This is a genomic window from Neolewinella marina, from assembly GCF_002631205.1.
Taxonomy (GTDB): Bacteria; Bacteroidota; Bacteroidia; order Chitinophagales; family Saprospiraceae; genus Neolewinella; species Neolewinella marina.
Genome location: NZ_PDLO01000009.1, coordinates 111,374 through 125,262 on the forward strand (window position 1 = coordinate 111,374; position 13,889 = coordinate 125,262).

General features: G+C 62.4%; 7 protein-coding genes. 4 read left to right on the forward strand and 3 right to left on the reverse strand.

What is annotated here, in order from left to right:
* Window positions 1-223: 223 nt before the first annotated feature.
* The gene (locus tag CGL56_RS16380) at window positions 224-1,039 is read right to left on the reverse strand and encodes an inositol oxygenase family protein (protein ID WP_099107664.1); all 816 of its coding nucleotides are present in this window, start codon (window positions 1,037-1,039) and stop codon (window positions 224-226) included.
* Between the two features lie 32 nt (window positions 1,040-1,071).
* Window positions 1,072-2,676 (reverse strand): solute:sodium symporter family transporter, encoded by a 1,605-nt coding sequence (locus CGL56_RS16385; RefSeq protein ID WP_099107665.1) that lies wholly within the window; start codon window positions 2,674-2,676, stop codon window positions 1,072-1,074.
* Window positions 2,677-3,076: 400 nt separating this feature from the next.
* Here CGL56_RS16385 and CGL56_RS16390 point away from each other — a divergent pair, with 400 nt between their 5' ends.
* Window positions 3,077-4,330: a cation:proton antiporter gene (locus tag CGL56_RS16390; protein WP_099107666.1), complete on the forward strand. Its 1,254-nt coding sequence runs from the start codon at window positions 3,077-3,079 to the stop codon at window positions 4,328-4,330.
* A gap of 1,034 nt (window positions 4,331-5,364) precedes the next feature.
* On the opposite strand, the gene CGL56_RS16395 is transcribed toward CGL56_RS16390, so the two are convergent.
* Window positions 5,365-6,477, reverse strand: a complete 1,113-nt coding sequence (locus CGL56_RS16395; protein WP_167641657.1) for a Fic family protein — start codon at window positions 6,475-6,477, stop codon at window positions 5,365-5,367.
* Between the two features lie 824 nt (window positions 6,478-7,301).
* Between CGL56_RS16395 and CGL56_RS16400 the strand changes: the two genes are divergently transcribed.
* The 3 genes from CGL56_RS16400 (at window position 7,302) to CGL56_RS16410 (ending at window position 13,750) form a co-directional block, all read left to right on the forward strand.
* Entirely contained in the window at window positions 7,302-8,834 is a 1,533-nt protein-coding gene (locus tag CGL56_RS16400) for a M20/M25/M40 family metallo-hydrolase (protein ID WP_143470761.1), read from the forward strand.
* A gap of 209 nt (window positions 8,835-9,043) precedes the next feature.
* Window positions 9,044-12,154, forward strand: coding sequence for a SusC/RagA family TonB-linked outer membrane protein (locus CGL56_RS16405; protein WP_099107669.1), 3,111 nt, complete (start codon window positions 9,044-9,046; stop codon window positions 12,152-12,154).
* 6 nt (window positions 12,155-12,160) lie between these two features.
* Window positions 12,161-13,750: a RagB/SusD family nutrient uptake outer membrane protein gene (locus CGL56_RS16410; RefSeq protein WP_209280361.1), complete on the forward strand. Its 1,590-nt coding sequence runs from the start codon at window positions 12,161-12,163 to the stop codon at window positions 13,748-13,750.
* Window positions 13,751-13,889 lie beyond the last annotated feature (139 nt).

Below are 13,889 nucleotides of genomic sequence, written 5' to 3' on the forward strand. Positions count from 1 at the left end.
TACATGGAAGGACTACCGCTGGGTCGATTGAAACCGACGCCCTGGCTGGAAGGATATATCGGGCCTGGAGGCCCTCAACCCGGGCGTTTGTCTACTACACTACAGCGGGTCCGGTCATGCGTACGAACCCAGCGGGCAAAGACGCCAATCGGAGATGGTAACTGGTAAATCCAGCCCGGGCTACAATTATCACACTTTACCCCTCGACCCGGAGGGTCCCGACCTACCAGTAAATCGGGCCGGTGCCCAGGTACTTCTCCGCGATGGGCCGGTAGTAGTCGATCACGTCCTCGAGGTCGTACACCTTCTGGCTCTTGGTGTAGAGGTCGTACTGGTTGAAGTCGCGGATGATCTCGAGGTAGGCCTTGTCCTTTTCGCCGAGGAGCTCGGTGTAGGCGCCGCCGGAGTGCCAGGGGTAGAAGGAATGATAGCGGATCATGACCATCGCCTCTTCGGGGAGGGTATTGGTGGAGTGGTTGTTGAGTACCTGGTAGAGGTATTCGTCGTGGCCCCAGGCCAGGTCTACGTTGTCGATGCCGCAGCCCGCCTCGTAGATGCCCAGGGGGGTGTTGTAGCGGGGGTCCTGCATGTCGGGGTTCAGGGCGTTGAACTCGGGGTAGACGCAGGAATCGGGCAGGGCACAGCCCACCACGAATACGTCGCCCACCATGCCCCATTGCTCGGCCTGGCTGGTACCGTCCTCGTCGCTGCCCCAGAGGAACATCACCTTGCCGAGGTCGTGGATGAGGCCGGTCAGCTGCATCCAGTCGGGGCGCCCGTCGGCCCGGATGGCTTCGGCGCTCTGGATGAGGTGCTGGACGTTGGGCAGGTCGAGATCCGGGTCGCTGACGTCGATGAGGCTGTTCAGGTGGCGCATGGCCTCCCAGAGATCCAGGGGCTTGTCGAATTTCAGGTACTTGCGGTGCATGCGCTGCACGTAGTCCACCGTCTGGTTCTTGCGCATTTTCCGGTAATGCTCCCGCACCGCCACCGATACGTCGGGCGCGTCGTAATTTCTGAAGACCTTCTCCTCTGCCATGGTGCCTTGATTCTGGAGCAGTAGCTGCCCGGTTAAACGTTTCCGAGTGAAAGATAGAACGCCAGGGTGAGAACGACCAGCACCACGCTAAAAACCTTCGCGTACTTCCAGGGGCTCAGGTTGAGCTTTCCGGCGTCGTACATGATGAATTTGGGATCCTTCGGGGTCAGGTGGGAGACTACGTGCATCACGATGATGTTCAGCACGAACTCGATGCCCCAGATGTGGACGAAGTGGAGGTTCACCGCGAGCACGTAGTCCAGGAAGACGTAGAAGACCAGGCCGAACAGCAGTCCCGCCTTGGCACCCGTGGCGGACACCCGCGGAAACAAAAATCCGGCCGCGATCACGCTGGCGATCGGAATGAAGAAGATGCCGTTCAATTGCTGGAGCAATTGGTACAGACCAGCCGGAGCATTGGCCACGAAGGGCGCGATGCCGATGGCGAAAAAGGCCAGGATCGCGGAGGTCCACTTGCCCACTTTCACCAACCGGAGTTCCCCGGCGTCTTTCTGGATGTAGCGTTTGTAGATCCCCAGGCTGAACACCGTAGCCGCGCTGTTCAGCGTGCTGTTGAAGGTACTGAAGATGGCCCCCATCATTACCGCCACGAAGAAGCCCGTCAACCACAGGGGCAATACCCGCTTAACCAGCAGGGGGTACACGCTGTCGGGGTTGTCGTACAGGCTTTCCCCGTAGTAGTAGAAGCCGATCAGGCCCGGCAAGACGATGATCAAGGGCACCAGGATCTTGAGCAAGCCGGTGAACAGCAGCCCCTTCTGAGCCTCTTTCAGGCTCACGGCCCCCAGCACCCGCTGGATGATCGACTGGTGCATGGTCCAGAAATAAATCTGGTTGATGACCAGCCCGGTAAAGAGTACCTCGAAGGGCAGGATGGCCGTGCGGGCCCCCTCCCCGACCCCCGGCTCCTTGCTGATGACGTTGAACTTGTCGGGACTGTTCTCGAAAACCCGGCTGAGGCCTTCCAGGGCGTTTCCCTCCCCGATGCTCAACAGCGCCAGTACGGGAACGAGCAATCCCGCCACCAGCAATCCGAAACCATTGATGGTATCCGTGTAGGCGACCATCTTCAGTCCCCCAAAGATGGCGTACACCGCCCCGATGATCCCCACGATCAGGATGGTGACCCAGATGCCCTCCCGCTCACTGATGTTGAGCAGATCAGAGATTTCAAATATGGCCTCAATGTTCAGCGCCCCCGTGTACAGCACGATGGGCAGCAGGGTAGCCACGAAAGAAATGATCAGCAAGAGGGCCACGAGCGTACGGGTGAGCCCGTCAAATCGCTTTTCCAGAAATTCGGGAATCGTGGTCAGCCCCATTTTCAGGTACTTCGGCGCGAAGTAGAGCGCCCCCACGATCAGGGCCAGGGCGGAAGTGACTTCCCACGCGATGATGATGGCCCCGTTGCGGTAGGCCGAGCCGTTCATCCCCACCAGGTGCTCGGTGGAAATGTTGGTCAGCAGCAGGGAGCCCGCGATCACCACCCCCGTCAGCGATCTGCCCCCCAGGAAGTAACCGTCTTGCGTATCCAGATTATTCCGGCGAAGCTTCCAGGTAGCGTAAAAGGCCACGAATCCGGTATAAAGCAAAAAGGTCAGTACGGTCACTCCCATGCAAGGTCATTTCAGTTGGAGCCCATAAGGTAGCAAGTGGATGCCTTTGGGCGGGGGCTCTTACGGAATCACGGCCGGAACTTCGCATATTGCGAGTAGGCTCCCCCGGAACCCGCTGACGAGCCACCCAGCAACCTCAGACCAGTCGTCGGACGAACCCGGCGCAAGCTGCGGGAATTCGTCCGACGACGGCCGCAACCAGCAACCAGCAACCAGAGATAACCTCAGACCAGTCGTCGGACGAACCCGGGGCAAGCTGCGGGAATTCGTCCGACGACAAACGCAACCAGTAACCAGCTAACCAGAACCCAGCAACCAGAAATAACCAAACCAACCTCACACCAACAAGGAGGCCCCACCGCCCACCGGGCCGCAACCAGCCAACCAAAACCCAGCAACCATGAACTACTACCCCATCATCTCCGGCCTGATCCTCCTCGCGGCGGCGTTCGGTTACCTCAACGTCCGCTTCCTCAAATTGCCGACGACCATCGGGCTGATGTTCATCACCCTGGTGTATACCCTGGGGGTGTTGGGACTCAGCTTCTTCGACGATACCCTGCTGCGGGCGGAGGCGCGGCTGATCCGGGAGATCGACTTCGAGATGGTGCTGATGGACTACATGCTCAGCTTCCTGCTCTTCGCCGGAGCCCTGCACACCAACTTCAAGGAGCTCCGGGCCCAGCGGTGGCCCATCATCGCCTTCGCTACCCTGGGGGTGCTCTCGTCGACCTTCCTCATCGGGACGGCCACCTTCTACCTGCTGCAGCTGCTCGGCGCGCCGGTAACCTACGTCTACTGTCTCCTCTTCGGTGCGATCATCTCCCCCACCGACCCCATCGCTGTACTGGGCATCCTGAAGCAGGCCCAGGCGCCGAAGAAGCTGGAGATCAAGATCGTGGGGGAGTCGCTCTTCAATGACGGGGTGGGCGTGGTGCTCTTCCTTACCCTCTTCAGCATCGCTTCCGCCCCCGGGGAGGACATCGATCCGGTGGCCATCCTGGAGCTGTTCGGACTGGAGGTCTTTGGCGGACTCCTGCTCGGCCTGGTCATCGGCTGGATCACCTACCGGCTGATGAAGTCGATCGACGATTTCAGTGTTGAGGTCATCCTCACCCTGGCGGCCGTGATGGGCGGCACCGTGATCGCCGGGCAGCTGCACCTGTCGGCCCCCCTGGCCATGGTGGCCGCCGGCCTGGTGGTGGGCAACGACCGGGTGCGGGAGTCGGCCATGTCGGAAACCACCGAGCAGTACGTCGACAAGTTCTGGGAGCTGATCGACATCCTCCTGAACGCCATCCTCTTCGTCCTCATCGGCATGGAAATGCTGGTGCTCACTTACGAGGGCAGTTACCTCCTGGCCGGACTGCTGGCCATCCCGGTGGTGCTGCTCTGTCGCTACGCCTCCCTGTGGCTGCCCGTGAAGGTGTTTGAGCGCAAACTCGACTTCGTCCCCCACACCGACGCGATCATGACCTGGGGCGGACTCCGGGGCGGCATCTCCATCGCCCTGGCCCTCAGCCTGGCCCCGGAGATGAACCGTGAGATGTTCCTGGTGATGACCTATGTGGTGGTGGTCTTCTCCATCCTGGTGCAGGGACTAACGATCGAGCGGGTGATTCGGCGCTTGCTGCCGGGCACTCATAAGGTTTAGGCCGGCATGGCTCGTGGGGTGCGCTTGTGGTCACTAAATCCGCGGGGCCCATTCCTCGCTGCGCTCGTTTTTTACCGCAGATTGCGCGGATTTGGTTTCGCAGATTTCTGCTCGCTCGGTTTTTCCAACCACAGAGGCACAGAGGTCCACGGAGGATCGCGCCTGGAGTCGCTCAGCCCATTTACCAGGTACCAAGTACTATTTACCATATGTGTTGCCGCCCGCTTCGCTCGTCACCGCCGGCCCGTCATCAGATTGCTCGTAAGCTGCGCTCACGAGATCAACTGCTCCGCCTTAACCCCGCGGGGCCCATTCCTCACTACGCTCGGAATTGACCCCGCTAACTGAGGCCGTCCCTTCCAGGGCCGGGCGTGGCTCGTGAGCTGTGCTCGCGGTCACTAAATCCGCGGGGCCCATTCTTCACTGCGCGGGTACCACGGGTTGAGGGCTTCCAGGCCCGATTGGTTTTCTCCACCACAGAGGCACAGAGATCCATGGAGCGCTTTCCCGAGATCTCAGTGTCTTCCGTGCCCTCCGTGGTTGGCCCTATTCCGCCGCAGGCGAATTATCTGTGTTCATCCGCGAAACAGAATCTGTGTAATCTGTGGTAAGAAAACTGCCGTGGTTTTCAGTGCCTTCAGGGGTTCACCTTCGCTTGTTTTACCGTGGATAGATGGCTCGTGAGCTGTGCTCGCGGTCACCAAACCCGCGAGGCCCATTCCTCACTACGCTCGGAATTGACCCCGCTAACTGAGGCCGTCCCTTCCAGGGCCGGGCGTGGCTCGTAGGCTGTGCTCGCGGTCACCAAATCCGCGAGGCCCATTCCTCGCTATGCTCGGAATTGACCCCGCTAATTGAGGCCGTCCCTTCCAGGGCCGGGCATGGCTCGTAGGCTGTGCTCGCGGTCACTAAATCCGCGAGGCCCATTCCTCACTGCGCTCGGAATTGACCCCGCTAACTGAGGCCGTCCCTTCCAGGGCCGGGCATGGCTCGTAGGCTGTGCTCGCGGTCACAAAATCCGCGAGGCCCATTCCTCACTGCGCGTCCCCGCCAAAGGGCAACACGTAGTGGGTAGCGCGTCCCCGGCCCCGCTGCAGGAGGGCGCCGATCAGGCTCAGCCGTTTCAGCGCGCGCGCGGCGGTAGGCTGAGAAACCCGGGTGATACGCATGTACTTTTTCGTGGTCATCCCGCCTTGGAATCCACTGGGGCCGGCCTCGAGCATCTTGCCGATGGCCTTGCGTTCGTGGTCCGACAGCTGGTTGCCAACTGCCGTCAGGTATTCGTGCTTGCGCAAGGTGAAGGTGACCAACTGATTGGCATGGTTGAGTGCCTCGAGCAGCACTTCACTGAAGTAGACCATCCAGGGGGTGATGTCCAGACTGTGACTTGAGGCATTCAGCGCGGCGTAGTATTCCTTTCTTCTCCGCTCGATGGCGTGTGACAGGCTGAAGGGGACGAACACGCCGAGGGATTGACTAAGCATCTTCTCCATTACGGCCCGGCCAATGCGTCCGTTTCCGTCTTCAAAGGGATGAATGCTTTCAAACCAGAGATGTGCTACACCCGCTTTGGTCACTCCAGCCACCGTTTGGGGCCTGGACGTATTGCAATAGTCAATAAACGGCTGCATTTCCGAGGGCACGCGGTCCGCGGGGGGAGCCTCAAAGTGTATTTCCTGGCGATAGTCCGGACCACTCACGATGCGCATGGGGGTAAGCCCCTGACGGTATTCGCCGATCGCGGTCAGGCGGTTTTCGTAGCCCAGCAGCAACTCGTGCCAGTATTTCAGGGTGCTCTCCGTGAGGGGGCGGGAGAAGGTATCGCGGTTCAGGATCATCTGCTGGCCGATTGCTTTGGCCCTCAGGTCGTGTCCGCTTTTTGCATGACCTCCCAGGTTCAGGTTGTTCATCACCGATGACATCAGGTCGTGGCGGCTCATTATCTCCCCCTCGATACTTGAGGTGCTCCTGGCCTCTTCGACCAGCCGCTCAAGCAGATAAGCGTGCACTTCTTCCTCCGGAAGCAACCGGATACGATCGACCAGGGCAACACTGTCCCGGCAGTACCGCTGCAGCCGATCCTGAATGGCCGGCGCGTCCCATTGGAAGTTGGGCCAACCTTCGTGTTGCCAATTGTAGAGTGACACGGTTTTGTGGGTTAATCGTTTCAAAAATAGTGAAAATGATACGATTTGGCTGGGCTCGTCGTCAGATGGCTCGTGGGCTGTGCTTGCGGTCACTAATTCCGCGGGGCCCATTCCTTCCCGGGCCGGGCATGGCTCGTGAGCTGTGATCGCGGTCACTAAACCCGCGAGGCCCATTCCTCACTTCGCTCGGAATTGACCCCGCTAATTGAGGCCGTCCCTTCCAGGGCCGGGCGTGGTTCGTGGGCTGTGCTTGCGGTCACTAAACCCGCGAGGCACATTCCTCACTGCGCTTGGAATTGACCCCGCTAATTGGGGCCGTCCCTTCCAGGGCCGGGCGTGGCTCGTGAGCTGTGCTCGCGGTCACTAATTCCGCGAGGCCAATTCCTCACTCCGCTCGGAATTACCCCCGCTAATTGAGGCCGTCCCTTCCAGGGCCGGGCGTGGCTTGTAGGCTGTGCTCGCGGTCACTATTTCCGCGAGGCCCATTCCTCGCTGTGCTTGGAATTGACCCCGCTAATTTAAGCCGTCCCTTCCAGGGCCGGGCGTGGCTCGTGAGCTGTGCTCGCGGTCACGAAATAAATCGCGCTGCTTTATATCCGCGAGGCCATTCTTCACTGCGCTGGTACCACGGGTTGAGGGCCTCCAGGCCCGAATGGTTTTCCCACCACAGAGGCACCGAGGTCCACGGAGGATCGCGCCTGGAGCCGCTCAGCCCATTTACCCGATCAGGCCGGGCGTTACCATAAGTCACCGGCGCGCAGGTTCCATCCAACGCCCCAAAAGCCGAAGAAAGTCATGACCTTTAAGGGAACAACGCATTGCCGGTGAAACCACTACCCATTCTGCTGTTCCTCTCTTTTGCCTTGCTGGTGCCTATGGCCGCCCGGTGTCAGACACTGACTACGGACTCGATCGCCGCCCTCACCGACCGCGCCCTGCCCGCCGCGGTGGACGAGCTCATCGACTTCCTCGCCATCCCCAACGACGGGAACTACCCGGAGCACGTAGAAGCCAACCTGGCCTGGTGCCGGGAGCGGTTCGCCGGACTCGGATTCGCGGTAACGCGGCTGGAAACCCCGGGCATGCCCCTGCTCTTCGCGGAAAAATCGGTGGACGCCGCCCTGCCCACCGTGCTGTTCTACCTGCAGATCGACGGGCAGCCGGTGGACCCCGCCGCCTGGAACCAGCCCGACCCCTACCGGGCCGTATGGAAGCGCAAGGAAGCCGACGGCAGCTACACCACGGTGCCGGCGCCGGAGGGAGAACTGGACCCCGAACTGCGGATCTTCGCCCGCTCGGCCTCCGACTCCAAGGGGCCCGCCATCTCGTTCATCACGGCGCTGGACATCATGCAGGAGGAGGAGATCATCCCGGCCTATAACGTCAAGGTGATCATGGACTTCCAGGAGGAGCTCGGCAGCGATGACCTGCCCGCCGCCGTGGCGGCCCACCGGGATCTATTCGCCGCCGATTTCCTGGTGATCATGGACGGTACCCGCCACGTGAGCAACGAGCCCACCCTCACCTTCGGCGCCCGCGGCATCGCCACCGCCACCCTGCGCATCTTCGGTCCGGCCTACCCCCTCCACAGCGGGCAGTACGGCAACTTCGCCCCCAATCCGGTCTTCCATGCCGCCCGCCTGCTGGCCGCCATGAAGGACGAGCGGGGGCGGGTGCTCATCCCGGGCTTCTACGACGGGGTGGAGCTCACCGAGGCCGACAAGCGGGAAATGAACAAGGTGCCGGAAACCCGCGAAGAGATCCGCCAGATGGTCGGCATCGCGGAGCAGGAAGACCTGGGGGATACCTACCAGGAAGCCCTGCAGTACCCTAGCCTGAACGTCCGCGGACTGCGCGCGGGCTGGACGGGCAAGGAGGTGCGCACCCTCATCCCGGAGGAGGTGATCGTCGAGATCGACATGCGCCTCGTGCCCGAAACCCCCGGCGAGCGGCAGGTCGATCTGCTGCGGCAGTTCATCGCCGCGCGGGGCTACCACTTCGTCGACAGCCTGCCCACCGCGGAGGAGCGGCTCACCCACCCCCTGCTGGTCTCCTTCACGGCGAGCCTGGGCTCGGTACCCTTCCGCACCGACCTGGATACCCCCATTGATCACTGGCTGACGGCGGCGGTGCGCAGGAGCCTCGGCCGCGACCCCGTGCGGATGCGCACCACCGGCGGCTCCCAGCCCATGGGTCCCTTCGTCAACCTCCTCGGACTGCCGGCCGTATCGCTGCGGATCCCCAATCCCGACAACAGCATCCACGCCCCCGACGAAAACCTCCGGCTGGGCAACTTCCGCGAAGGCATCCAGGAATGCCTGGGCGTACTCACCCAACCCCTCGCCCCCGGCCGCTGAACCGTAAGCCGGCCACCCCTTAATGTCGGTAAATCAACCGGTTGTACCCAACCGGGGTCCGGTGTTGATCGGATAAAATGTGCAATTTGTACCCACTATTCGACGGATGGCTTGGTGTTTCAGCCCAGGTGGGGTAATATTGGCACAACACAAACTGTATTGAGTAAATAACCGGAACCCAACCCGGAACCCAGCAAAATTTTTCACTTATGGTCATGCAACTGCGGACCTGGATGGGCTTGCTCCTGTCCGGACTGGTCCTCGCCGCGCCTCAACTGAGCGCCCGGCCGTTCGCCCCTTCCCCGGCACCCGCGTCCCCGCCCCCCTATGTGCAATCGAATGTCACCGAACAGTCCCTGTCCGGCACGGTGACCGACGCCGAGACCGGCGAGCCGCTCATCGGGGCCACCATCATGGTGCAGGGCACGAATACGGGCACGGTAACGGACATCGACGGTAACTTTGAACTCACGGTGCCCGACGACGCCACCACCCTGATCGTCTCCTCCATCGGCTACGAGCGCAAGGAGGTGCCCATCAACGGGCAGTCGGTGCTGAACATCACCCTGGGCTCCAACGTGGAGTCGCTCTCGGAGGTCGTCGTGGTGGGCTACGGTACCCAGCGCAAGTCGGACGTGACCGGGGCCATCGGCACCATCTCCTCCGAGGAACTGCTCCGCGCCCCCGTGACCAACGCCCTCCAGGGGCTGCAGGGCAAGGTGGCCGGCGTGAATATCTTTCTCAATTCCGGCTCCCCCACCGGCAGTCCGCGGGTGCTGATCCGCGGCCTGGGGACGATCAACTCCAACTCCGCCCCCCTCTACGTGGTGGACGGGGTGGTGATGGAGGACATCCAGTTCCTCAACCCCAACGACATCAAGAGCATGGAGGTACTGAAGGACGCCTCCTCCACCGCCATCTACGGTGCGCGGGGGGCCAACGGCGTCATCCTGGTGACCACCCGCCGCGGTCCTAACCAGGACGGCATCGTGGTGGGCTACGACGGCTACGTCATGGCCGGTACCCTGCGCAAGAAAATGGAGGTGCTCAACGCCGAGGAGTGGCTGGAAGTCGTGCGCCGCGGCATGGAGAACGCCCCCAAATACCCCGGCGGGCGGGATCCCGGCTTCACCACCGACAATCCCCTCTTCTTCGACGACAACGGCGACCCGCTGTACGATACCGACTGGCAGGACGAGGTGACACGCACGGCCATGTCCCACAGCCACCAGCTCTCCATCCAGCAGCGCACGAGCAACTCCTCCTACGGCGTGTTCCTCAACTACACGGGTACGGAGGGCATCATGCTCAACAACTACTTCAACCGGCTGTACGGCAAGGTGGCCTACGAGGGCACGCCCAAGGACTGGCTGACCTTCGGCTTCAACCTGCTGAGCAACGTGACCAAGGAGAACAGCTTCGAGGAAGGCGGCGGCGGACAGACCCCCCGGCGCACCATGATCGAGATGCCGGCCATCTTCCCGGTCCGCTTCCCGGACGGCACCTACTCCAAGAGCACCGACCTGGGCGGCAACTTCAACCTGGAGGCCATGGCCAACCCGGTCCACGTACTGGAGACCCAGGACCGCCTCGCCAAGCGCACCCAGCTGTTCGGCAACGCCTACCTGGTGTTCAACCTCGCCGAGGGGCTGAACTTCCGCACCCAGTTCGGCTTTGACAACCACGACCGGCTGTTCCAGGACTACAGTCCGCGCGACCTCATCAACATCTCCGCCCCCCTGGGCTTCGCCCGTCAGAGCAACCAGCAGGTGAGCTACTGGCAGCAGGAGAACTACCTGAACTACAACCGCCTCATCGGCCCCCACAGCATCAGCGGGGTGGCGGGATTCAGCTTCCAGAAGCGCACGGATGAGAGCTTCGGCATCAGCACCCGCGGCTTCGCCGACGACTTCTTCCGCTTCAACAACCTGGGCGCGGCCAGCCAGCCCGACGCCCCCGGCTCGGGCTACAGCGACTGGACGCTCAACTCCTACTTCCTGCGCGGGAGCTACAGCTACAACGACCGCTACCTGCTCACGCTGACGGGCCGCGTAGACGGCTCCTCCCGCTTCGGGGCCGGCAACAAGTATGGCTGGTTCCCCTCCGTCGGGGTGGGCTGGGTGGTTTCCGAGGAGGACTTCCTCGCGGACAACCCCGTCATCAACCAGTTCAAACTGCGCTCCAGCTTCGGCGTCACCGGCAACACCGAGATCGGCTCCTACCAGTCGCTGGCCACCGTAGGCTCGGGCACCACCCTGATCAACGGCCAGCGGGTAACCAGCACCGTGATCAACGGCCTGGCCAACCCCGACCTGCAGTGGGAGAAAACCCAGCAGTTCGACGTGGGCTTCAACCTGGCCCTGTTCAACTACCGGCTCAACCTGGAGATGGACTACTACTACAAGCTCACCACCGACCTGCTGCTGGCGCGCCCCCTGCCCCAGACGACCGGCTTCGGGTCCATCTTCGACAACATCGGCTCGGTATCGAACCGCGGCATCGAAATGTTGCTCAGCACCCAGAACGTGTCCACTAACCAGTTCAGCTGGAGCACCAACCTGAACTTCAACTACAACAAGAACCGCATCGAGAAGCTAGGGGAAAACGACGAGGACATCGAGTCGGGCCCCTGGTGGGTATCGGGCAGCCAGACCATCCTGCGGGTGGGCGAGCCGCTGTCTTCCTTCTGGGGCTACCGCCGCCTGGGTACCTGGGGCACCGACGAGGCCGACGCCGCCGCCGAGGTGGGCCGCATCCCCGGGGAGGCCAAGCGCACCACCGAAAAGGAGATCATCGGCAGCGGACTGCCCGACGTGACCGGCAGCTTCATCAATAACTTCACCCTGGGCAACTTCGACCTCACCGTCGACCTGCAGTTCGTCCTCGGGGCCGACATCATGCAGCAGTACTACCACTCCGTGGAGGACCGCTCCGGCATCGCCAGCGGCCTGCGGACCATCCTCACCGAAGCCTGGACCCCCGAGAACCAGAACACCATGGTGCAGCAGATCCGCCACCAGGCCTGGGCCGGGCAGAACAGCGAGGTGGACGACCACTGGGTGGTCGACGGCTCCTACCTGCGGGGCAACGCCTTCACCCTGGGCTACAACCTGACGGGCAGCGCCCTCGACCGGCTGAACATGAACAGCGTACGCATCTACCTCAACGCCCAGAACGTCTTCGTGGCCCACTCCGACGAGTTCCAGGGCCTGGACCCCGAGGCCACCTCCTGGGGCGGCAACCAGTGGGGGCAGAACATCTTCTTCTTCCAGTACCCCCGCCCCCGCTCCTTCACCTTCGGCCTGAACCTCAAATTCTAAATGACCATGAACGCTATCAAACTAGCCATCCTGCTGCTCCTGGGCGGCGTGGGGTACTCCTGTTCGGAATTCCTCGAAGAGCAGCCCCGCAGCTCGGCCAGCCTGAACCAGTTCTTCACCGAGCCCGCCCACGCCGAGAACGCCGTCAACGCCCTCTACCGCGACGGTGCCCCCGCCCTGTGGATGAACGGTGGGGTGTACAGCGGCCGCAGCATCATGTACGGCCCCTACCTGTCGGGCTTCTTCGAGAACAACTACAAAGGGCAGTACGCCTACATCGGCTTCGCCCAGCAGTTGCAGCTCAACGCCATCAACTCCAACTCCATCCTGAACGACTACTGGTCGCAGATGTACCGCGAGATCAGCCGCGCCAACAACGCCATCAAGTACATCCCCACCACCCCCGGCCTGAATGACGCCCAGGTGGACCGCCTCCTCGGCGAGGCCCGCTTCTTCCGCGCCTGGGCCTACTTCATGCTGGTGCGCCACTTCGGCGACGTGCCCCTGATCACGGAGCCCTACGAATCGACCAACGATATCTACCGGGCGCGGTCCTCCTCCGCGGAGGTCTACGCCCTGATCGTCCAGGACCTGGAGTTCGCCGTGAATTCCGCTGGCCTGGCCAACACCAACATGGTCAGCAACGGCTACCGCGTGTCCCGCCCCGCCGCCGCCGCCCTGCTGGCCGACGTGCAGCTGACCCGCAGCGGCTTCCCCCTGCAGAACGACAACTACGCCGCCGCCGCCGACGCCGCCCGACTGGTGATCAACAGCGGAGCCCACGCCCTGGCCCAGAACGGACGCGATGCCGGCGGTGAAGTGGTGCCCGAGAACAGCGCCTACAACAAGATCCGCCGCCAGGAGGTGATCGCCACCGAGTTCGTCTACCCCATCGAGTTCGCCATTGGCATCGCCGGCTCCGGCTACCCCGCCTACACCTACCCGGTGACCCTGACGAGCCAGACCAACTACGGCATCACCAACCAGGCCTACGAACCGCGGGACCAGTTCCTGGCCATGTACGACGAGGACGAAGACCTGCGCATCCAGAACAAGCAGCTCTGGCACAACACCTACACGGACGAGGACGGCAACACCACCTCCTTCCGCTTCCAGCCCTACCTGTGGCACGACGACCAGGCGCTGTTCGGCACCACCAACCCCGCCAACTCCGAGCTGGAGGTCGCCGCCTACACCTACGCCGAAGTACTGCTGATCGCCGCCGAGGCCATCGCCCGCTCGGAGGGGGTCACCGCCGAGGCCGTCGACTACCTCACCCAGGTGCGCAGCCGCGCCTACTACCGGCAGTCCCCCGACGAGATCAGTGGCGCGCTGTCGGGATTGTCCGTCCAGGAGTTCGTCGAGGAAGTCTGGGCCGAACGCAACCGCGAACTGGCCCTGAACTTCAAAATCTGGTTCGACATGATCCGCACCCGCAAGTACCCCGAAGCCACCGACGGTGCCATCAATTTCGTCGACCTCATCGGCCACAAGAGCAGCTGGGGCCCCGTCTTCGAGGAGAAACACCTGCTGCTGCCCCTGCCCGACCAGGAGCTGCAGCGGAATGCTGAGCTGAACCAGAACGTGGGGTATTAAGCGCTAAACACCACCGCACACCGCCCGGAGGGGGCACCGGCCTGGGGTCGGTGCCCCCTTTTTTTCTTCCGTTTGGCGGCTGGCGCGGGTACCGGGGTCGGACGTGAAGCCTGCCCAATCGCATTGTAGGGATTGGCGC